The sequence below is a fragment of the Pseudomonas sp. NPDC089996 genome (genome assembly GCF_044748405.1).
Classification (GTDB): Bacteria; Pseudomonadota; Gammaproteobacteria; order Pseudomonadales; family Pseudomonadaceae; genus Aquipseudomonas.
Genome location: NZ_JBIVGA010000003.1, coordinates 103314 through 123294 on the forward strand (window position 1 = coordinate 103314; position 19981 = coordinate 123294).

The 19981-nt window shown below is 63.3% G+C and carries 18 protein-coding genes; 12 read left to right on the plus strand and 6 right to left on the minus strand.

The window, feature by feature from the left end:
• Positions 1-67: 67 nt before the first annotated feature.
• Positions 68-1714 carry a Na+/H+ antiporter gene (locus tag ACIPW4_RS05990; protein WP_400655728.1) on the minus strand — a complete coding sequence of 549 codons (1647 nt, stop codon included), beginning with the start codon at positions 1712-1714 and terminating at the stop codon, positions 68-70.
• Positions 1715-2121: 407 nt separating this feature from the next.
• Here ACIPW4_RS05990 and ACIPW4_RS05995 point away from each other — a divergent pair, with 407 nt between their 5' ends.
• The 4 genes from ACIPW4_RS05995 to ACIPW4_RS06010 all read left to right on the plus strand — a co-directional run bounded on the left by ACIPW4_RS05995 (position 2122) and on the right by ACIPW4_RS06010 (position 5233).
• On the plus strand, positions 2122-2469 hold the full coding sequence (locus ACIPW4_RS05995) for an ArsC family reductase (RefSeq protein ID WP_054885379.1): 348 nt from the start codon (positions 2122-2124) through the stop codon (positions 2467-2469).
• A gap of 32 nt (positions 2470-2501) precedes the next feature.
• Complete coding sequence (dapD, locus tag ACIPW4_RS06000) at positions 2502-3536, plus strand: 2,3,4,5-tetrahydropyridine-2,6-dicarboxylate N-succinyltransferase (RefSeq protein WP_027920042.1); 1035 nt, start codon at positions 2502-2504, stop codon at positions 3534-3536.
• An 81-nt stretch (positions 3537-3617) separates the two neighbouring features.
• Positions 3618-4823 (plus strand): cysteine desulfurase, encoded by a 1206-nt coding sequence (locus tag ACIPW4_RS06005; RefSeq protein WP_400655730.1) that lies wholly within the window; start codon positions 3618-3620, stop codon positions 4821-4823.
• A complete protein-coding gene (locus ACIPW4_RS06010; protein ID WP_400655732.1) occupies positions 4820-5233 on the plus strand; it encodes a SufE family protein in 414 nt (137 codons plus the stop codon). The genes ACIPW4_RS06005 and ACIPW4_RS06010 overlap by 4 nt, the downstream gene beginning before the upstream one ends.
• A 140-nt stretch (positions 5234-5373) precedes the next feature.
• Here the strand turns inward: ACIPW4_RS06010 and tcdA are convergent, their stop codons facing one another.
• A complete protein-coding gene (gene tcdA, locus ACIPW4_RS06015; RefSeq protein WP_400655735.1) occupies positions 5374-6183 on the minus strand; it encodes a tRNA cyclic N6-threonylcarbamoyladenosine(37) synthase TcdA in 810 nt (269 codons plus the stop codon).
• A 132-nt stretch (positions 6184-6315) separates the two neighbouring features.
• Between tcdA and ACIPW4_RS06020 the strand changes: the two genes are divergently transcribed.
• On the plus strand, positions 6316-8904 hold the full coding sequence (locus tag ACIPW4_RS06020) for a glycosyltransferase (protein ID WP_400655737.1): 2589 nt from the start codon (positions 6316-6318) through the stop codon (positions 8902-8904).
• 12 nt (positions 8905-8916) lie between these two features.
• Here the strand turns inward: ACIPW4_RS06020 and ACIPW4_RS06025 are convergent, their stop codons facing one another.
• From ACIPW4_RS06025 to ACIPW4_RS06035, 3 genes are read right to left on the minus strand one after another with little or no spacing between them, the layout of a single operon-like run.
• Positions 8917-11307, minus strand: coding sequence for a fimbria/pilus outer membrane usher protein (locus ACIPW4_RS06025; RefSeq protein ID WP_400655740.1), 2391 nt, complete (start codon positions 11305-11307; stop codon positions 8917-8919).
• A complete protein-coding gene (locus ACIPW4_RS06030; protein ID WP_400655742.1) occupies positions 11307-11999 on the minus strand; it encodes a fimbria/pilus chaperone family protein in 693 nt (230 codons plus the stop codon). The genes ACIPW4_RS06025 and ACIPW4_RS06030 overlap by 1 nt, the downstream gene beginning before the upstream one ends.
• A 5-nt stretch (positions 12000-12004) precedes the next feature.
• A complete protein-coding gene (locus ACIPW4_RS06035; RefSeq protein WP_400655743.1) occupies positions 12005-12649 on the minus strand; it encodes a DUF1120 domain-containing protein in 645 nt (214 codons plus the stop codon).
• A 217-nt stretch (positions 12650-12866) separates the two neighbouring features.
• On the opposite strand from ACIPW4_RS06035, the gene dapE reads away from it, so the two are divergent.
• Genes dapE through ACIPW4_RS06050 form a run of 3 tightly spaced genes read left to right on the plus strand, consistent with a single transcriptional unit; the run spans position 12867 to position 15225 of the window.
• Positions 12867-14018 carry a succinyl-diaminopimelate desuccinylase gene (dapE, locus tag ACIPW4_RS06040; RefSeq protein ID WP_400655745.1) on the plus strand — a complete coding sequence of 384 codons (1152 nt, stop codon included), beginning with the start codon at positions 12867-12869 and terminating at the stop codon, positions 14016-14018.
• The gene (locus tag ACIPW4_RS06045) at positions 14018-14830 is read left to right on the plus strand and encodes a putative RNA methyltransferase (RefSeq protein ID WP_400655747.1); all 813 of its coding nucleotides are present in this window, start codon (positions 14018-14020) and stop codon (positions 14828-14830) included. Before dapE ends, ACIPW4_RS06045 begins: the two co-directional genes overlap by 1 nt.
• 17 nt (positions 14831-14847) lie before the next feature.
• Positions 14848-15225, plus strand: coding sequence for a hypothetical protein (locus tag ACIPW4_RS06050; protein ID WP_400655749.1), 378 nt, complete (start codon positions 14848-14850; stop codon positions 15223-15225).
• A 90-nt stretch (positions 15226-15315) separates the two neighbouring features.
• On the opposite strand, the gene ACIPW4_RS06055 is transcribed toward ACIPW4_RS06050, so the two are convergent.
• Entirely contained in the window at positions 15316-15525 is a 210-nt protein-coding gene (locus ACIPW4_RS06055) for a cold-shock protein (RefSeq protein ID WP_003252255.1), read from the minus strand.
• Between the two features lie 231 nt (positions 15526-15756).
• Between ACIPW4_RS06055 and plsB the strand changes: the two genes are divergently transcribed.
• From plsB to ACIPW4_RS06075, 4 genes are all read left to right on the plus strand, one after another.
• On the plus strand, positions 15757-18243 hold the full coding sequence (plsB, locus tag ACIPW4_RS06060) for a glycerol-3-phosphate 1-O-acyltransferase PlsB (RefSeq protein ID WP_400655751.1): 2487 nt from the start codon (positions 15757-15759) through the stop codon (positions 18241-18243).
• A gap of 80 nt (positions 18244-18323) precedes the next feature.
• Positions 18324-18698 (plus strand): YbaY family lipoprotein, encoded by a 375-nt coding sequence (locus tag ACIPW4_RS06065; protein ID WP_400655753.1) that lies wholly within the window; start codon positions 18324-18326, stop codon positions 18696-18698.
• Between the two features lie 71 nt (positions 18699-18769).
• Positions 18770-19168, plus strand: a complete 399-nt coding sequence (locus ACIPW4_RS06070; RefSeq protein ID WP_400655755.1) for a YbaY family lipoprotein — start codon at positions 18770-18772, stop codon at positions 19166-19168.
• 32 nt (positions 19169-19200) lie between these two features.
• Positions 19201-19887 (plus strand): DUF4197 domain-containing protein, encoded by a 687-nt coding sequence (locus tag ACIPW4_RS06075; RefSeq protein WP_400655757.1) that lies wholly within the window; start codon positions 19201-19203, stop codon positions 19885-19887.
• Positions 19888-19981: the final 94 nt, after the last annotated feature.

The window sequence follows — 19981 nt, forward strand, 5'->3', positions numbered from 1 at the left end:
GCGCAAGCCGCGAAAGCGGTGCAATACCTGTGGGAGCGGGTTTACCCGCGAATGGCCCTCAACAGATCTACCTGACTTGCCCCAGGTTGGCCTCACTCAGATCCAGCTCCCCCAGCACCTGCCGCACCACCTCATCACCCACCTGATGCTGACGATGCAGGTTGTAAAGCTCCAGCCGCTGCGCCCTCAGCGCGCGCAGGCGCAAACGCCGCTCCAGCAAGTCCATCTGCTCGGCCAGCGCTCGCGCCTCGGCCGTATCGTTGTAGCTGTCCAGCTCATCCCGATACTCAGCCATCAGCCGCGCCTTCAGCTCGGTGGCCAAGGTCGCCTGGGTCGCATCCTGAGGTGCGCTGGCATCGATCACCTCTTCAGCCTCCAGCGCATGGATTGCCGCCTCCACCGTGCGCCTCCAGGCTTCCTGCACTTCCTGACGCAAGCGCTCATCAGGGCTTTTGACTATGCCACGCAGCAGGAACGGCAAGGCGATGCAGGCACTGATGAGCGACAGCAGGATGACCCCTGCCGCGATGAAAATCAGCAGGTCACGCTCGGGAAAGGCCTGGCCTGCGCCAATCAACAAAGGCACCGACATCACACCGGCCAGGGTTACCGCGCCGCGTACCCCGCCCAGCGTCAGCAACCAGCACGAGCGTGCCGTCGGCATCAGCACCAGCGCAGGCCTGCCGCGCCAACGCCGCACCACGCCAATCGCCCGCCAGATGCTCTGCACCCATACGAACCGCAGCAGGATCAGCGCGGCGAAGATCGCCAGCACGTCAAGGCAACGCCAGGCCAGGGTCGGCCAGACAGTAGGTTCATGGCTGACCACCGCCTTGATGATGTCCGGCAATTGCAGGCCCAGCAGCAGGAAAATCAGGCCATTGAAGGCGAATTCCAGCAAGGACCAGACGCTGCGGTTGAGCAGGCGCGTACTGGTCTGTCGTGGCAGCAGGTCGAGCCAGCTCTGCATCATCCCGGCAGCAACGGCCGAAAGAATGCCCGAAACGCCCAGTCGCTCGGCCAGCACATAGGCGGCGAAGGGCAACAACAGCATGAACACCACGTGGGTGGCTGGGTCGTCCCAGCCACGGGCAATCATCCAGGCGCGCAAGCGGCCGATCAGCCAGCTCAGGGCGACACCGACCGTGAGGCCACCCAGGGCAACCAGGAAGAAGCTGAAACTTGCATCGGCCAGCGAGAATGCACCGGTGATTGCTGCGGCCAAGGCGAACTTGAATGTCACCAGGCCGGTCGCATCGTTCATCAGCGCCTCACCTTGCAACATATGCATCAGCGGCGTAGGCAGACGGTCCTGGGTAATGGCCGACACGGCCACGGCGTCGGTCGGCGACAGTACAGCGGCCAGTGCGAATGCCGCTGCCAACGGAATGCTCGGCAGCAGCCAATGGATGAAATATCCAGCGCCGACCACGGTAAACAGCACCAGGCCCACGGCCAGAGCCACCACCGGACCACGGATGCGCCACAGTTCGCGCTTGGGGATACGCCAACCGTCTGCGAACAGCAGTGGCGGCAGGAACAGGAACAGGAACAGTTCGGGGTCAAGGGCCACATGCAGGCCCAGCGTAGGCCACGCCAGCAGTGCGCCAGCGGCGATCTGCACCAGGGGCAATGGCAGCGGAATCATGCGCCCGACCAGCTTCGAGACACTTACCAGCGTCAACAGGATCAGGACGGTGTAGGCGGACTGCATCCGTGAAGGCTTCCTTTGTATACAAAAAACGACAGCGCAGGCGAGAGATCGCCATTGAAACAATATGTTAGCGAGGTATCGCGAAACGAGGCCGCTGCACGATAGTCGCAGTTGGCGGATGAATATGTAACACGATGATACTCAAGCCTTGTGCGTTGTGCAGGTTTGGCCTTGGATCGGCCTGGAGGTGCATGCCTTGGGTACTGTGGGGCTGCTGACATCGAGCGCCGCGCGGGCGGCGCTCGATCTCATAGGCGCTTAAACTTTCAAGGCATGCACATCTCACAAGCACTGAAAACCTCAAGACATGCACACCCCGTGGCGCTCATACAATCGTTCCCGCATAATCCCGCGACTGACATTCGGAAATGGAGAGATTGGGGCAGCCTGTGGCCTCAATGCACACAATGACCTACACGCTCTACGGCATCAAAGCCTGTGACACCATGAAAAAGGCGCGTACCTGGCTCGAAGACAAAGCCATCGCCTACGAATTCCACGATTACAAGACCCAAGGCATCGACCGCGACAGCCTCAACCGCTGGTGCGACGAACACGGCTGGGAAGTCATCCTCAACCGTGCCGGCACCACCTTCCGCAAGCTCGACGACGCCAGCAAGGCCGACCTCGACCAGGCCAAGGCCGTCGAACTGATGCACGCCCAACCGTCGATGATCAAGCGCCCGGTGCTCGACCTTGGCGGGCGCACCCTGGTCGGCTTCAAGCCCGACCTGTACGCCGCCGCGCTGGCCTGAAGCCCCTACCCTATTTCGCACGAGGTAATCACATGTCCAATACCCTGTTCAGCCTGGCCTTTGGTGTCGGCTCCCAGAACCGCCAGGGCACCTGGCTGGAAGTATTCTACGCACAACCCCTGCTCAACCCGAGCGCCGAGCTGGTCGCCGCCGTTGCGCCGATCCTTGGTTATGAAGGTGGCAACCAGGCCATCGCCTTCAGCAACGCCCAGGCCGCCCAGCTGGCCGAAGCCCTGAAAGGCGTCGACGCCGCCCAGGCTGCCCTGCTGACCCGCCTGGCCGAAAGCCACAAGCCGCTGGTCGCCACCCTGCTGGCCGAAGACGCCGCGCTGGCGTCGACCCCAGAGGCCTACCTCAAGCTGCACCTGCTGTCGCACCGCCTGGTCAAGCCGCACGGCCTGAGCCTGGCCGGCATCTTCCCACTGCTGCCGAACGTGGCCTGGACCAACCAGGGTGCCGTCGACCTGAGCGAACTGGCCGAACTGCAACTGGAAGCGCGCCTGAAGGGCGAGCTGCTGGAAGTGTTCTCGGTGGACAAGTTCCCGAAGATGACCGACTACGTGGTCCCGGCCGGCGTGCGCATCGCCGACACCGCTCGTGTACGCCTGGGCGCCTACATCGGCGAAGGCACCACCATCATGCACGAAGGCTTCGTCAACTTTAACGCCGGCACCGAAGGCCCGGGCATGATCGAAGGCCGCGTTTCCGCTGGCGTATTCGTCGGCAAGGGCTCGGACCTGGGCGGCGGCTGCTCGACCATGGGCACACTGTCCGGTGGCGGCAACATCGTCATCAAGGTTGGCGAAGGCTGCCTGATCGGCGCCAACGCCGGTATCGGCATTCCGCTGGGTGACCGCAACACCGTCGAAGCCGGCCTGTACATCACCGCTGGTACCAAGGTGAACCTGCTGGACGAAAACAATGAGCTGGTGAAAGTGGTCAAGGCCCGCGACCTGGCCGGCCAGACCGACCTGCTGTTCCGCCGCAACTCGCTGAACGGCGCTGTGGAGTGCAAGACCCACAAGTCGGCCATCGAGCTGAACGAGGCGCTGCACGCCCATAACTGAGAACCCTCGGCGGTTTGAAGTGTTAAGATCGGGTCTGGCGTGCATGCGCCAGACCCGATTTTCATTCCAGGCCCCGCGAACATGTTCCAGCCCTCCCCCTGGCGCGCCGATTTCCCCGCTATCGCCGCCTTGCAACGGCAGCACCAGACCTACCTGGACAGCGCCGCCACCACCCAGAAGCCCCAGGCCTTGCTCGATGCCCTGAGCCATTACTACGGCCACGGCGCAGCCAACGTACACCGTGCCCAGCACCTGCCCGGCGCGCTCGCGACCCAGGCCTTCGAGGCCAGCCGCGACAAGGTGGCCGCCTGGCTCAACGCCGCGGACTCAAGGCAGGTCATCTTCACCCAGGGTGCAACGTCGGCGCTGAACCTGCTGGCCTATGGCCTGGAGTACCGTTTCGAAGCGGGCGACGAGATTGCCGTCAGTGCGCTGGAACACCACGCCAACCTGCTGCCCTGGCAGCAGCTTGCTCGGCGCCGTGGCCTGCGCCTGGTGGTACTGCCGCTGGATGAGCATGGCCATATCGACCTGGAACAGGCGTTGCAGCTGATCGGCCCGCGCACCCGGGTGCTCGCCGTCAGCCAGTTGTCCAACGTGCTCGGCACCTGGCAACCGCTGCCTGCGCTGCTGGCCCATGCCCGCGCTCAAGGCGCGCTGACCGTGGTCGATGGCGCCCAGGGCGTGGTCCATGGTCGCCATGACGTGCAGCAGCTGGGCTGCGACTTCTACGTGTTCTCAAGCCACAAACTGTATGGGCCGGACGGCGTTGGAGTGCTGTACGGCCGTAGCCAGGCACTGGAGCTGCTGCGCCACTGGCAGTTCGGCGGTGAAATGGTGCAGCTGGCCGAGTATCAGAGCGCCAGCTTCCGTCCTGCGCCACTGGGCTTAGAGGCCGGCACCCCACCGATTGCCGGGGTGATCGGGCTGGGCGCAACGCTGGATTACCTGGCCAGCCTCGATCCCCAAGCCGTCGATGCCCACGAAGCCAGCCTGCACCAGCACCTGCTGCGCGGTCTGGCCGACCGCGAGGGCGTGCGCGTGCTAGGCGCGCCCCAGACGGCCCTGGCCAGCTTCGTCATCGAAGGCGTACACAATGCCGACATCGCCCACATGCTGACCGAGCAAGGTATCGCCGTGCGCGCCGGGCATCACTGCGCCATGCCGCTGCTCAAGGGGCTGGGGCTGGAGGGGGCGATTCGGGTGTCGCTCGGGCTGTACAACGACAGTGACGATCTGCAACGGTTCTTCGGGGCACTTGATCAGGGCCTGGAGTTGTTGCGATGACGTTGCCTTTGCCTGCCCAGGAAGCGCTGAAAAGCTTTGAACAGGCGCGCGGTTGGGAGCAGCGTGCTCGACTGCTGATGCAATGGGGTGATCGTCTGGAACCGCTGAGCGAGGCGGAAAAGTCCGAGTGCAACCGGGTTCATGGCTGTGAGAGCCTGGTGTGGCTGGTGGCCGAACAGGACCAGGGGCAGTGGCACTTCAAGGCAGGCAGCGATGCGCGGTTGTTGCGCGGGTTGCTGGCGCTGCTGCTGGTGCGAGTGCAGGGGCTGGCCAGTGCAGATCTGGCCGAGCTCGATCTGCGCGCATGGTTCACGCAGCTGGGGCTGGAGCGCCAGCTGTCGCCATCGCGTAGCAATGGGCTGCATGCGGTGTTGCTGCGGATGGCGGAGTTGGGGCTACCCGCTAGCTAAATGTAGGAGCGGCCTTGCGTCGCGCAAGGGCCGCAGAGCGGCCCCAGCGATCTAAGCATCTAAGCTGAAATCTGGGGGGCGCTGCGCGCCCCTTTCGCGACGCAAGGCCGCTCCCACATTGACCGCGTACCGACCAGAAGTTATTCGGGTTTAGCTCGTTCTGAAGGCCGCCGCGCCCCCGCCACCAGCTTTTCGATGGCCTTGCTCGCCGCGACCATGCCGAACGTCGCCGTCACCATCATCACCGCACCAAAGCCCCCCGCGCAGTCCAGGCGCACGCCTTCACCGACGAAACTCTTCTGCAGGCAGACACTGCCATCGCCCTTGGGGTAGCGCAGCTGCTCGCTGGAGAACACGCAAGGCACGCCATAGTTGCGACTGGTATTGCGCGAGAAGTTGTAGTCCCGGCGCAGGGTCGAGCGCACCCGTGAGGCCAGCGGGTCGTTGAAGGTCTTGTTGAGGTCGCCGACCTGGATCTGCGTCGGGTCGATCTGCCCGCCCGCACCACCGGTGGTGACAATGGCGATCTTGCGCCGCCGGCACCAGGCGATCAACGCAGCCTTGGCCATCACGCTGTCGATGCAGTCGATCACCGCGTCCATCTCCTCGGTGATGTACTCGGCCATGGTCTCGCGGGTCACGAAATCCGCCACCGCATGCACCGTGATCGCCGGATTGATCGCCCGCAGGCGCTCGGCCATCACCTCGACCTTGGGCCGCCCTACCTGGCCTTCCAGGGCGTGGGCCTGGCGGTTGGTGTTGCTGACGCAGACATCGTCCAGGTCGAACAGGGTGATTTCGCCCACGCCACTGCGCGCCAGGGCTTCGGCGGCCCACGAGCCGACGCCGCCGATGCCGACGACCGCCACATGGGCATTACTCAGACGTTGCAGGCCCTCGTTGCCATACAACCGGGCAACGCCGGCAAAGCGTGGATCTTCTGTGCTCATGTCACTATCCCGAAACTCATACCCGAAAAACGGCGCGCATTATAGGCCAGCGGCCGCACTGACCTCCATCGTTAGGAAACACCCTATCATTGCTGCTTTAATGTTCTATCACCTGGACAGAAACGGACCACAATGTCATCTCGCAAATTCGGCCTCAACCTGGTGGTGGTCCTGGCCATCGCCGCACTGTTCACCGGGTTCTGGGCGCTGATCAACCGCCCGGTCTCCGCACCTGCCTGGCCGGAACAGATCTCTGGCTTCTCGTACTCACCGTTCCGCCTCGGGGAGAGCCCGCAAAAGGGCCAATACCCCAGCGATGACGAGATGCGCCAGGACCTGGAGCAGATGAGCAAACTCACCGACAACATCCGTATCTATACCGTCGAAGGCACTCAAGCCGAAATCCCCCGTCTGGCTGAAGAGCTTGGCCTGCGGGTGACCCTGGGTATCTGGATCAGCAAAGACCTGGAGCGCAACGAGCGCGAGATCGAAAAAGCCATCGAACTGGCCAACCACTCACGCAGCGTGGTGCGGGTGGTGGTCGGCAACGAAGCGCTGTTCCGCGAGGAGGTCACGCCAGAAGAGCTGATCAAGTACATCGACCGCGTACGTGCTGCCGTCAAGGTACCGGTGACCACCAGCGAGCAGTGGCATATCTGGAAGGAACATCCGGAAATCGCCAGGCATGTCGACCTGATCGCCGCGCACATCCTGCCGTACTGGGAATTCGTGCCGATGAAAGACTCGGTTGAGTTCGTCCTCGACCGCGCCCGCGAACTGCGCCACCAGTTCCCGCGCAAGCCGCTGCTGCTGTCGGAAGTGGGATGGCCGAGCAACGGCCGCATGCGCGGCGGTGCCGACGCCACCCAGGCCGACCAGGCCATCTACCTGCGCACCCTGGTCAACACCCTCAACCGCCGTGGCTACAACTACTTCGTCATCGAGGCCTACGACCAGCCCTGGAAGGCCAACGATGAAGGTTCGGTGGGTGCCTACTGGGGCGTGTACAACGCCGAGCGCCAGCAGAAGTTCAACTTCGAGGGGCCGGTGGTGGCGATCCCGCAATGGCGTGCCCTGGCGGTTGCCTCAGTGGTCCTGGCCATGATCGCCCTGGCCGTGCTGCTGATCGACGGCTCGGCCCTGCGCCAGCGCGGCCGCACCTTCCTGACATTCATCACCTTCCTGTGCGGGTCGGTGCTGGTCTGGATCGCCTATGACTACAGCCAGCAATACAGCACCTGGTTCAGCCTGACCGTTGGCGTGCTGCTGGCGCTCGGCGCACTGGGGGTGTTCATCGTGCTGATGACCGAGGCCCACGAGTTGGCCGAGGCAGTGTGGACCCTCAAGCGCCGGCGCGAATTCCTGCCGGTGCAGGGCGACAGTGCCTACCGGCCCAAGGTGTCGGTGCATGTGCCGTGCTACAACGAGCCACCGGAGATGGTCAAGCAGACCCTTGACGCCCTCGCCGCGCTGGATTACCCCGACTATGAAGTGCTGGTGATCGACAACAACACCAAGGACCCTGCCGTGTGGGAGCCGCTCAAGGCCCACTGCGAGAAGCTCGGCGAGCGCTTCAGGTTCTTCCATGTCGCGCCCCTGGCCGGCTTCAAGGGTGGCGCGCTGAACTACCTGATCCCGCACACCGCCAAGGACGCCGAAGTGATCGCGGTGATCGACTCGGACTATTGCGTCGACCGCAACTGGCTCAAACACATGGTCCCGCACTTCGCCGACCCGAAGATTGCCGTGGTGCAGTCGCCGCAGGATTACCGCGACCAGCACGAAAGTGCCTTCAAGAAGCTCTGCTACAGCGAGTACAAGGGCTTTTTCCACATCGGCATGGTCACGCGCAACGACCGTGATGCGATCATCCAGCACGGCACCATGACCATGACCCGGCGCAGCGTGCTGGAGGAACTGGGCTGGGCCGAATGGTGCATCTGCGAAGACGCCGAACTGGGCCTGCGCGTGTTCGAGAAAGGCCTGTCGGCTGCCTACGCCCACAACAGCTATGGCAAGGGCTTGATGCCCGATACGTTCATCGACTTCAAGAAACAGCGCTTCCGCTGGGCCTATGGCGCCATCCAGATCATCAAGCACCACGCCGCTGCCCTGTTACGCGGCAAAGGCAGCGAATTGACCCGTGGCCAGCGCTATCACTTCCTGGCCGGCTGGCTGCCCTGGATCGCCGACGGCATGAACATCTTCTTCACGGTCGGTGCTCTGCTCTGGTCGGCCGCGATGATCATCGTGCCGCACCGGGTCGACCCGCCGCTGATGATCTTCGCCATTCCGCCGCTGGCGCTGTTCTTCTTCAAGGTCGGCAAAATTGTCTTCCTCTACCGCCGCGCGGTGGGGGTGAACCTCAAGGATGCCTTTGCCGCAGCACTGGCGGGGCTGGCGCTGTCGCACACCATCGCCAAGGCGGTGCTGTACGGGTTCTTCACCAGCAGCATGCCGTTCTTCCGTACACCGAAGAATGCCGACAGCCATGGCTTGCTGGTGGCGATTTCCGAAGCGCGGGAAGAGCTGTTCATCATGTTGCTGTTGTGGGGCGCAGCATTGGGCATCTATCTGGTGCAGGGGCTGCCGAGTTCCGATATGCGCTTCTGGGTGGCGATGTTGCTGGTGCAGTCGTTGCCTTACGTGGCGGCACTGGTGATGGCATTTTTGTCTTCGCTGCCCAAGCCAATGCCGCAGGAGGACCCCGTGCAGGTCTAGCTGCTGTGTCCGTCATACTGAACGACAGCTGGCAGGCAGTGTTTCGTAGTACAGATCAGGGGGGGCGTGCTCGGAGACCTGGAACTCCAGTTGACAGATCCCGAGCTCGGGCGATTCAACGGTCAGACGGCGGCCATCTTGAAAATCATGCAGGAACACCAGGCCACCGTTCTGCACCAAGGTCACGAAACCTGTTGCATCATCACTGACCGAAGCCCCCACGGGCAGGGGTTGCCCGTTGCTAGTAGCTTGCAGCAAAAGGCGCCGCCGCTTGTAAACGTCGAATGCCACCCGCGCCACCGCGCCACGCCGCGCCTGTACGGTGGCGATGGCATTGTCCAGTTCGACATTGCGCGGCACGCTGTGCGCCTGCACCTGCACAGGGGTCTTGCCGTAGGGTTCAACCCGCCCCGCCACCGCCCGCCCCTGGCTGTCGGTCCACACTGGTCCACTGGGAGTATTGACCCGGATTTTACTGAGCGCGCCGACCTTGAGCAGCGCGAAGGTGTCCTGTACCGGGTAAGGCGACAGCGTCACGCCCTCGTCATGGGCCACGGCCGCACCGTGCATCCTGGCCGACAAACTACGGCGACCTCCGCCATTGTCGGCGTGATCGATGCGCATCTGGTTATATCGGGACAGCAACGAAAGGCCGATCCGGCTCTGCAGGACATCCGCCTGGCTTTGCTGCTCAAGGCCAAGGTCATAGGCGACTTGTTCGTTCACGCGCTCGCTCATGCTTAACCGACCGCGGCGAGCCTCGCCGCTGCCGAACATCGAGGCGCGCAGTCGCCTGCTCCCTCCCAGCGGCACGCTCGCCTCCAAATGAACGGCACGGCCACGCCCCTGACCGGCAGCACTGTGCCACTCCGCGGTGCCGTTGACCGTCACCTGGCCAAAACGCCTGGACCACCCCATGCTGCTGTGGCCGATTTGCTTGCCATCGCTGAGGCGTGTCTGCACATGGCTCAGGCTGAGCACTCCGAGCGGTGCATGCTGCCACGAAACTGTCAGGCTGAGCTGGTCACGCTCACCCAGTCTGCGCTCAGGCCGGTCATTGCCAGGCAAGGCATCATGGAATTCCCGGTAACCTGACGTTTGCCGTAGGTAACCGACGGTCGAGTGCCAGTTCTGCGCCAGGCCCTGGGAAAGCTGTACCTGCACCTGCGCGCCCATCAGGGCGCCTTGGGCCACGTGGGCATGTCGCAAAGTACTCGTTAATTCCGCGCTGGCCCACGGCCGCTGGCCCAGGCCGAATCCAACAGACTGGTAACTGGCGCTGGACAACACTCCCACACTTGAAGCCAGGCCCATCCCGAGGGCTCCGCTCCACCCCGCACTGAGCAAGCCCGGCGCCTGCGGATAGTCGCGCAATGTACCCAGCCCAAAGGTGAAGCCGGCAGGCAAATCCAGAGTCTCGACAGGCGATGATGGCAATCTCGACTCTCGACGCTGGCCGTCGGCTTCGACAATCGTCACCTGCGTGGCTCGATTCGCATCGACCCATACTGGAAGGTCCACCGAAAAAGGCCCCGCAGGCACCAAGAATGTGTCGAGCAATCGTCCGCCCTGGCGCACCTCCACGCTCGCCTCGGTGTGCGCGATACCCTCGATGCGCCTCACGGCGCCGCGCCTGGTCAGGGCCTGCTCGGGAAACAACTGTGCGCCATTGACAGGCAAGCCGCCTAGCACCGTATTGGTCAGGTGGATCTGGCCAAGCTGAAGCACAGTGGCATGTTCAGCGAATGTGTGCTGGGCATAGGCATCCAGCAGCTCGGCCCGATGCATGCCACCCAGTCGACTGAAAATCTGGTTACTGCGCAGTACCCAATCTCCAGCATTCAGCCCCAGTTCGGTCCTGGCTGTCCAAGCATCGTAGCGCGCCCCTGCCACGCGATGTTCAGCCCACCCCAGATCGTAATTGAGCGTGCCAGCCACTCCGCCGGATGCGTAGTGCGTCAACGAGAAGCCGGGGTTGGTCGGGCGTAGTGCCTGGGTCGGTACCAGCAGGTCGACTATCGCGTTTTGTGGGTCGAGCCGAACCTCGGTCTGCGGGTAATGGACCTGAAAGCGTCGGCAGTCGCTATCAGAACCATCCGACGGTGCTGGCGGGGCCATCAACTGCGCAGCGTCGAGCAATGCCGGCTCGAAACACAGTTCACCTGCCTCGGTGACACGCACGTTCACTGAGCCTGCCGCACGCCCGTTGACCCGCAACGTGACCTTGTGCACCCCGGGTGTAAAACGGGGCGTTCGGCCCAGATAGGCCGCCACGGCTGGGTCCAGGCCACGCTCGATCAGGGTCTGAATGTCGAAGCCGACCTCCTGAGCACTGGCCGACATGACCTCGAACAATAGCAACGATGCGCCACACAACGACGCCAGCCTGTGCCAGCTGCGCATCACGGAACGGGTGTCAGCGGAGCCTCAAAAGGCTCTGCTGCGTACCCATATACCGTAGCCGGCATCAGACGTAACCGTTCACTGGGCAAGCCTTCGGGAAGCTGCCGTGATACCACCAAAGATTCGCCAGGCAACACATAAGGCCGCGGCAACAGCGCGACGTGCTGCGCTGGCAGCAGCAACAGCTCCTGTGCCAGGCGCACCACATAGGGGCTAGGGTTTTCCACCCGCAGCTCACGACCGTGCAGGCTCCAGTGCAACCTCGTCCAAGGCGTGCGATCGAGTGCCAGCCCTTTGGGGTGAATGAGCACCGGCAAATTCTGCCGAATACTCACCCCCACCCGCGAGCTCCCGTCTCCCTTGCCCTCAGGCACACCTTCGAAAATCACCCGTTTGAGGCGTTGGGTGGCCAGCGCCACGTCGGTCCGCAGGATGAACCTCACCACCTGCTCCCTACCCGCTTCTACCCGCCAGGCGGGTTGGGACAGAAACAGCAGCGGCTCGTCGTCTTCGGGAATATCCTCGATCGATGCCACCAGCAGGGCGACCCGGCTGTCATCATTGCGCACACGTATCGATGCCTCGCCGTCGGCTTCGTTGACAATGACCACGGACGTTTCCGGAATCATGCCATCGGCCAGAGCCGGGGCCAGGAAACAACTGAACAGAGGAAGCAGCCAGAACCTTTTCATCGCTGCTACAGGTACCTGACCTCGATGGTCGAAGCTCCATCGAGCTCAATTCCATCACCTACATCGAGCTCCGACAGAGGCACGATATGCATGGTCACCCTCAGATCGGTGACCATGTTGCGGATGGCCACTGGTTGCGTGCTACCGACTGGCACGAACGTGTGCATGGCGTTCCTCCTGGTGTTCTTGATGTAGCTGACCACTCCTCCATCTACGCTCCAACTGCTGCCTCCGTCATAGGTACGCAGGCGCGTTGCAGCGTCACCATCGTTGATCTTGACGCTGGAACCGAGAAACGCCAGGGTGTAGTGACCGATCTTGTTAGTGCCATTCATGCCCAGGCCGTACTCGTTTTCGGATACACCGACTGAACTGTCAGACCTGGCATCCACTGCCCTCAATCCGAAACGGGTCGGCGCATCGCACTGGACTGACAGTTGCTGATAAGCCGAGTCGAGCCGAGTCCACTGGGTATCTTTCAGTTGACTGGTGGAAATGGTGCCGAAATCGTATCGCCCACCATTACTGAGCGTTGGAACACAGGCCCCCGGCTTGATCGAGCCGGTGACAGTGATTTCGGCGGTACTGGCAAAACTGAGGCCGCTGGCCCCCATACCCGCAATGAACAACAAGCGTTGGATCTGTTTCACGTGAAGCTCCTCGTGCATTGGCTAATCAAGCCGTGTTGGAGGCACGTAACTTATGGCAAGCAACGCCCTACCTCGCAGAAGGCAACTATTCATGCGTAGGCAGCGCTGCACGACCTCGCCCAGCGGCAAAACCACACGCCGCAAGGTGCTCAGGCCAAGGCGTTTTGCTTTAGACTATTGCCCCCTTGCCCGCCTTGCCCGCTTCCGGAGTACCAAGATGACGGCCCCAGCCGACCTGTCCCCCACCCTGCTTCTGGCCTGCGACCTGATTCGTCGCCCCTCGGTCACCCCCGTCGATGCCGACTGCCAGGCGCAGATGATGAACCGCCTGGGCGCCGTGGGCTTTCAACTGGAGCCGATGCGCTTCGAAGACGTCGACAACTTCTGGGCCACCCACGGTACCCAGGACGGCCCGGTGCTGTGCTTCGCCGGCCACACCGACGTGGTCCCCACCGGCCCGGTGCAGCAGTGGCAGCACGAGCCGTTCGAGGCGCTGATCGACGCCGACGGCATGCTCTGCGGCCGCGGCGCCGCCGACATGAAAGGCAGCCTGGCGTCGATGGTGATCGCCAGCGAGCGCTTCGTGCAGGACTACCCCAACCACCGCGGCAAGGTCGCTTTCCTGATCACCAGTGATGAGGAAGGCCCGGCCCATCACGGCACCAAGGCCGTGGTCGAACGCCTGAAAGCGCGCAACGAGCGCCTGGACTGGTGCATCGTCGGCGAGCCGTCGAGCACCACGCTACTCGGTGACGTGGTCAAGAACGGCCGCCGCGGCTCGCTCGGCGCCAAGCTGACCGTGCGCGGCAAGCAGGGCCACGTGGCCTACCCGCACCTGGCGCGCAACCCGATCCACCTGGCCGCCCCGGCGCTGGCGGAACTGGCGGCCGAGCACTGGGACGAAGGCAATGCGTTCTTCCCGCCGACCAGCTTCCAGATTTCCAACCTCAATTCCGGCACCGGTGCCACCAACGTGGTCCCTGGCGAGCTGACCGCGCTGTTCAACTTCCGCTTTTCCACCGAGTCGACCGTCGAAGGCCTGCAGGCGCGGGTATCGGCAATCCTCGACAAGCATCAGCTGGACTGGTCGGTCGAGTGGGCGCTGTCGGGCCTGCCGTTCCTCACCGAGCCAGGCGAACTGCTCGATGCGGTGGCGGCCAGCATCAAGGGCGTCACCGACCGCGACACCCAGCCGTCGACCAGCGGCGGCACGTCCGATGGCCGCTTCATCGCCACCATGGGCACCCAGGTAGTCGAACTCGGCCCGGTCAACGCCACCATCCACCAGGTCGATGAACGGATCCTGGCCAGCGATCTCGACCTGCTGACCGAGATCTACTACCAGACCCTGGTCCGGTTGCTCGCCTGATGCTCGCCTGCCCCCTCTGCCAGGCTGCCCTGTCGCGGCTCGACAACGGCGTGGTGTGCCCGGCCGGCCACCGCTTCGACCGCGCCCGACAGGGTTACCTGAACCTGCTGCCGGTGCAGCACAAGAACAGCCGTGACCCGGGCGACAACCAGGCGATGGTCGAAGCGCGCCGCGATTTCCTCGACGCCGGCCACTATGCGCCGGTGGCCGGCCGCCTCGCCGAGCTGGCCGGCGAGCGCCAGCCCGGCGCCTGGCTGGACATCGGTTGCGGTGAGGGCTACTACACCGCACAGATCGCCCAGGCTCTGCCGGCTGCCGATGGCTATGCCCTGGATATTTCCCGCGAGGCGGTCAAGCGCGCCTGCCGCCGCGCGCCCGAGGTCACCTGGATGGTCGCCAGCATGGCCCGCGTGCCGTTGGCCGACGCCAGTTGCCAGTTCATCGCCAGTGTGTTCAGCCCGCTGAACTGGGACGAGGCCAGGCGCCTGCTCAGCCCCGGCGGCGGGCTGATGCGTGTGGGCCCCACCAGCGGCCACCTGATGGAGCTGCGCGAAGTGCTCTACGATGAAGTGCGTCCCTATGCCGACGACAAGCACCTGGCCCTGGTGCCGCAGGGCATGGCCCACGCCCACAGCGAAACCCTCGAGTTCCGCCTGAGCCTGGCCGAACCCAAGGCCCGTGCCGACCTGCTGGCGATGACGCCGCACGGCTGGCGCGCCAGCGCCGAGAAGCGCGCCCGCGTGATCGACCAGCCCGAGCCGTTCGCGGTCACCGTTTCCATGCGTTATGACTATTTCGTGCGCCAGCACTGAGCACACCCGGAGCCCTTATGCGCCAACCCGATATCGAGATCTACCTGAAGGACGCCGAGGTCGACCACAAGCAGATTGCCGCCTGGCTCAACGAGGCGATCGGCCCGTGCAGCGAATGGAAGCAGAAAGGCCAGACCTTCAAATGCCAGGCCGGTAACATTCCAGTCACCTGGTTACCCAAAGCTGTAGGGAAATGGAACAGCCTGTACCTGGAAAGCGATCAGACCCCATGGGCCGATGACATCGCCTGCGCACGCGCTGCGTTCGCCGCATTGAACGTCGAAGTGCGTTGTGCGCCGGGTGGCTGGGTCGAGGAAGACGGTGAAGAAGATGCCGATCGGTGGATCCGCATCAGCGCCGACGGTGAAGAGGAAATCACCTGGCGGACGTCTTGAGCTGCAAGCATTGAGCTGCAAGCGTCAAGCACGATTGCATCAGGCTGCAAGTACACGGTCACTTGCAGCTTGAAGCTTGTAGCCTGAGGCTCAGAGGCCTACCACGTCCTCGGCTTGCAGGCCTTTCTGGCCCTGCACGCAGGCGTATTCCACCCGCTGCCCTTCGACCAGGGTACGATGCCCCTCACCGCGGATCGCCCGATAGTGGACGAACACATCCGCACCACCTTCGCGCTGAATGAAGCCATAACCTTTGGCATCGTTGAACCACTTAACATTCCCAGTCTCACGAGACGACATCTGAACTACTCCGGATTTTTATTGTGAAGATCGCCTTGCAGACACAGGGTGCTCTCCCTATGTCGACGCCGCTTGCCGAAATATCCTGCAAGTGGCAGGCCGAGTATATGACACAGAACAAAAAAAATTCATGACCGTCGCGGTAATTACCGAATTTTGCTGAACTTGCGCCGATACGGCAGACTAAATGACTGTCTATCCTCAGAAATTCACTTCCAGGGCACTCACCCCATGACCCGTTCCCCCTTGCGCCGCCTGATCTTCGGCGCCCTGCGTCGCCTGATGTACCTGTGGGTGCGCTCCGAGACCATCAACCAGTCGTCCCTGACCCTCAAACTCGACCGCAGCCGCCCGGTGTTCTACGCCCTGCCCTCGCCATCGCTCACCGACCTGGCGGTCATCGACCACGAATGCACCAAAGCGGGGCTGCCGCGCCCTGTGCTGCCGGTGGCCGTCGGCCCGCTGCACGAACCCGCCGCGTTCTTCTACCTGACCCCGGCCCCGGACTGGCTCGGCCGCCAGGACAAACGCGGCGCCCCGCCGACCCTGGAACGCCTGGTGGCCGCCATCAGCCAGCACGCCGAGGAAGACGCACAGATCATTCCGGTCAGCGTGTTCTGGGGGCAGACGCCGGCCAGTGAAAACAGCCCGTGGAAATTGCTGTTCGCCGACAGCTGGGCGGTGACCGGGCGCCTGCGCCGGCTGCTGACCGTGCTGATCCTGGGGCGCAAGACCCGCGTGCAGTTCTCCGCGCCGATCCACCTGCGCGACCTGGTGCAGCACAACAAGGGCCACGAGCGTACCGTGCGCATGGCCCAACGCCTGATGCGCGTGCACTTTCGCAACCTCAAGACCGCCGTCATCGGGCCGGATATTTCGCACCGGCGCAATCTGGTCAAGGGCCTGGTACATGCGCCACTGGTCCGCCAGGCCATCGCCGACGAGGCCAAGCGCGAAAACATGCCTGTGGCCAAGGCCGAAGCCCAGGCGCTGCGCTATGGCAACGAGATCGCCTCGGACTACACCTACACCGCGATCCGCTTCCTTGAAGTGGTGCTGAGCTGGTTCTGGAACAAGATCTACGACGGCATCAAGGTCAACCACATCGAGCAGGTGCAGGGCATCGCTCCGGGCCACGAAGTGATCTACGTGCCTTGCCACCGCAGCCACATCGACTACCTGCTGCTGTCCTACCTGCTGTTCCGCAACGGCCTGACGCCGCCGCACATCGCCGCCGGTATCAACCTCAACATGCCGGTGATCGGTGGCCTGCTGCGCCGTGGCGGCGCCTTCTTCATGCGCCGCACGTTCAAGGGCAACCCGCTGTACACCGCGGTATTCAACGAATACCTGCACACCTTGTTCACCAAAGGCTTCCCCGTGGAATACTTCGTCGAGGGTGGCCGTTCGCGCACCGGGCGCATGCTGCAGCCGCGTACCGGGATGCTGGCGATCACCCTGCGCAGCTTCCTGCGCTCGTCGCGTACACCGATCGTGTTCGTGCCGGTGTACATCGGCTACGAGCGGGTGCTGGAAGGCCGTACCTACCTCGGCGAACTGCGCGGTGCAAGCAAGAAGAAAGAGTCGATCTTCGACATCTTCAAGGTCATCGGCGCACTCAAGCAGCGCTTCGGCCAGGTGTACGTCAACTTCGGCGAGCCTATCCGCCTGGCCGGCTTCCTGGATGAGCAGCAACCCGGCTGGCGCGAGCAGGAACTGGGCCCGCAGTTCCGCCCGGCCTGGCTCAATGAGACCACTACCCGCCTGGGTGAAACCGTGGCCCGCCACCTCAACGAGGCAGCGGCGGTCAACCCCGTCAACCTGGTAGCCCTGGCATTGCTCTCGACCAGCCGCCTGGCGCTGGACGAACGTGCCCTGACCCGCGTGCTCGACCTGTATCTGGCCTTGTTGCGCAAAGTGCCTTACTCCGCACACACCACCTTGCCCGACGGTGACGGCCAGGCACTGATCGAGCATGTTCGCGGCATGGACCTGCTGGCCGAGCAGAAGGACGCCCTGGGCCGCATCCTCTATCTGGATGAAGCGAACGCGGTGCTGATGACCTATTACCGCAACAACGTCCTGCACATTCTCGCCCTGCCCGCGCTGCTGGCGAGCTTCTTCCTCAGCAGCTCGCGCATGAGCCGTGAATTGCTCGGGCAATACGTGCGTGCGTTGTATCCCTACCTGCAGGCCGAACTGTTCCTGCGCTGGACGCCCGAGCAACTGGACGAGGTGATCGACCAGTGGCTGGCGGCGTTGGTCGAACAGGGCTTGCTGCGCCAGGAGGGCGAGGTCTACATGCGTCCGGCGCCAAGCTCTCGCCCGTTCGTCCTGCTGACCTTGCTAGCCCGCACCATCACCCAGACCCTGCAGCGTTTCTACATGGCCACCTCGCTGCTGCTCAACAGCGGTCAGAACACCCTGAGCGCCGAAGAGCTGGAAGACCTGTGCGTGATGATGGCTCAGCGCCTGTCGATCCTGCATGGCCTGAATGCACCGGAATTCTTCGACAAGACGCTGTTCCGGCACTTCATCCAGACCTTGATCGAGCAAGGCGTGCTGCGCCCGGATGGCAATGGCAAGCTGGGCCACCACGACAAACTGGGTGAGCTCGCCGAAGGTGTGGCCAAACGCGTGCTGTCGGCCGAACTGCGGCTGTCGATCCGCCAGGTTGCACTGCACCGCGACGAGCCGGTGGATACCGTGCAAGGGTAATTGTTCTGTCTACATTCAGCCCTCGCGGGGGACCAGGATCAGTCAGCTGCATCCCGATATCCCCCTCAAGGAGTACTGCAATGACCCACATGAAAGCGATAGAAGTCGAAATCGTTTCTTCCGGCGAAAGCGCCCTGCCAGCCCCTGCACTGGTAAAACTGAGCCTGCTTGATGAATCGCTGGCAGATGCACCGTCCATCAGCCTCGCCGAGTTGCAGTTGCGCTGTGGCGGCACGATGCCGATCCAGCTGCAACTGAATTTCGATGTCAGCCAGATCGATCCAAACCGCAGTTACGGCTTGGCCGTACGCATCGAGAAGGATGGAAAGCTGCTGTACATCAACACCAGTAGCCATCCAATCAAGCCGGATGCCGTGACGGGTAAGCAACAGGTGGTTGTCGACAAGATCGAAGTTCCCTTTGGCTGCATCGACTTGAGGAACCGTAGGGATTGACCACCCGAGCAGGAAAATCCGCTACAGTCCGGGGGTTGGCCACAAGCCAGCCCCAGGACAACGGAGATTCCATGAAAAAGCTCTTTATGCTGTGTTGCGCATCCCTGCTCGCAGCCTGTTCCAGCCAAACCCCGTCCACCCAGGCCAGCCTGGATGGCGAAGTTTTCTACCTGCAGCGCATCGCCCTGCCGCCTGCCGCCACCTTGAGCGTCGAGTTGCAGGATGTCTCGCTGATGGACGCCCCTGCCGTGACCCTGGCCCGCCAGGCCGGCCCGGTCAAAGGTAACGTGCCGCTGCCGTTCCACCTCACCTACGACCCGGCCCGGGTCAAGCCCGGGCACCGTTACGCGGTCAGCGCACGCATCGAACTGGACGGCAAGCTGCTGTTCATCAATACCGAACACCACGGCGTGGCACTCGACGGCAGCGACCAGCAGCCGGTACGGGTCAAAGTCGACCCGGTACGCTGAGCCCGCCCCACTTCACCGATAAGGAAATGCCCATGATTCGCGCCCCCCTGCGCCTCACTACCCTGTGCGCCGGCCTGCTGCTGTCGGCCAGTGCCCTGGCCCTGTCGCTTGGCGACCTGAGCCAGTCCGACGCCACCGGCGGCCTGAAGGACGCCCTCACCCAGGGCGCGCAGGTTGCCGTCAAGCAACTCAGCACACCTGGCGGGTTCAGCAATAACCCTGAGGTGCGCATCGAGCTGCCGGGCAACCTCGGCAAAGCGGCCAAGGCAATGAAGATGTTCGGCAAGGGCGACCAGGTCGAAGCCCTGGAAACCAGCATGAACAAGGCCGCCGAAGCTGCGGTGCCGCAGGCCCAGGCGATTCTGGTGGACGCCGTGAAGAAGATGACCGTGACCGATGCCAAGGGCATTCTCAGCGGTGCTGACGACTCGGCCACCCAATACCTGAACAAGAGCAGCCGGGAGCAGATCCGCGCCAAGTTCCTGCCGATCGTCAAGCAGGCCACCGACAAGGTCGGTGTCGCCCAGCAGTACAATGCCTTCGCCGGCCAGGCCAAGGGCATGGGGCTGATCAAGGATGACGCCAACATCGAGAACTACGTGACCGAGAAGGCGCTGGATGGCCTGTTCGAGATGATTGCCAAGCAGGAAGAAAGCATTCGCCAGAACCCGGCGCAGGCGGCTACCAGCCTGGCCAAGAAGGTCTTCGGCGCCCTTTGAGGGCCTAGGGGGCGCTTTGCGCCCCTTTCGCGACACAAGGCCGCTCCTACACGCGAACGCGTTTCCCTGTAGGAGCGGCCTTGTGTCGCGAAAG

Excerpts from the sequence above, each read along its gene's own strand:
- ACIPW4_RS06065 (WP_400655753.1), top strand. The coding sequence starts at position 18,324 with ATGACCCACATGAAAGCGATAGAAGTCGAAATCGTTTCTTCCGGCGAA.
- tcdA (WP_400655735.1), bottom strand. The coding sequence starts at position 6,183 with ATGAGCACAGAAGATCCACGCTTTGCCGGCGTTGCCCGGTTGTATGGC.
- ACIPW4_RS06050 (WP_400655749.1), top strand. The coding sequence starts at position 14,848 with ATGCGCCAACCCGATATCGAGATCTACCTGAAGGACGCCGAGGTCGAC.
- ACIPW4_RS06070 (WP_400655755.1), top strand. The coding sequence starts at position 18,770 with ATGAAAAAGCTCTTTATGCTGTGTTGCGCATCCCTGCTCGCAGCCTGT.
- ACIPW4_RS06020 (WP_400655737.1), top strand. The coding sequence starts at position 6,316 with ATGTCATCTCGCAAATTCGGCCTCAACCTGGTGGTGGTCCTGGCCATC.
- ACIPW4_RS06025 (WP_400655740.1), bottom strand. The coding sequence starts at position 11,307 with ATGCGCAGCTGGCACAGGCTGGCGTCGTTGTGTGGCGCATCGTTGCTA.
- dapD (WP_027920042.1), top strand. The coding sequence starts at position 2,502 with ATGTCCAATACCCTGTTCAGCCTGGCCTTTGGTGTCGGCTCCCAGAAC.
- plsB (WP_400655751.1), top strand. The coding sequence starts at position 15,757 with ATGACCCGTTCCCCCTTGCGCCGCCTGATCTTCGGCGCCCTGCGTCGC.
- ACIPW4_RS06030 (WP_400655742.1), bottom strand. The coding sequence starts at position 11,999 with ATGAAAAGGTTCTGGCTGCTTCCTCTGTTCAGTTGTTTCCTGGCCCCG.
- ACIPW4_RS06075 (WP_400655757.1), top strand. The coding sequence starts at position 19,201 with ATGATTCGCGCCCCCCTGCGCCTCACTACCCTGTGCGCCGGCCTGCTG.
- ACIPW4_RS06005 (WP_400655730.1), top strand. The coding sequence starts at position 3,618 with ATGTTCCAGCCCTCCCCCTGGCGCGCCGATTTCCCCGCTATCGCCGCC.
- dapE (WP_400655745.1), top strand. The coding sequence starts at position 12,867 with ATGACGGCCCCAGCCGACCTGTCCCCCACCCTGCTTCTGGCCTGCGAC.
- ACIPW4_RS06010 (WP_400655732.1), top strand. The coding sequence starts at position 4,820 with ATGACGTTGCCTTTGCCTGCCCAGGAAGCGCTGAAAAGCTTTGAACAG.
- ACIPW4_RS05990 (WP_400655728.1), bottom strand. The coding sequence starts at position 1,714 with ATGCAGTCCGCCTACACCGTCCTGATCCTGTTGACGCTGGTAAGTGTC.
- ACIPW4_RS06055 (WP_003252255.1), bottom strand. The coding sequence starts at position 15,525 with ATGTCGTCTCGTGAGACTGGGAATGTTAAGTGGTTCAACGATGCCAAA.
- ACIPW4_RS05995 (WP_054885379.1), top strand. The coding sequence starts at position 2,122 with ATGACCTACACGCTCTACGGCATCAAAGCCTGTGACACCATGAAAAAG.
- ACIPW4_RS06045 (WP_400655747.1), top strand. The coding sequence starts at position 14,018 with ATGCTCGCCTGCCCCCTCTGCCAGGCTGCCCTGTCGCGGCTCGACAAC.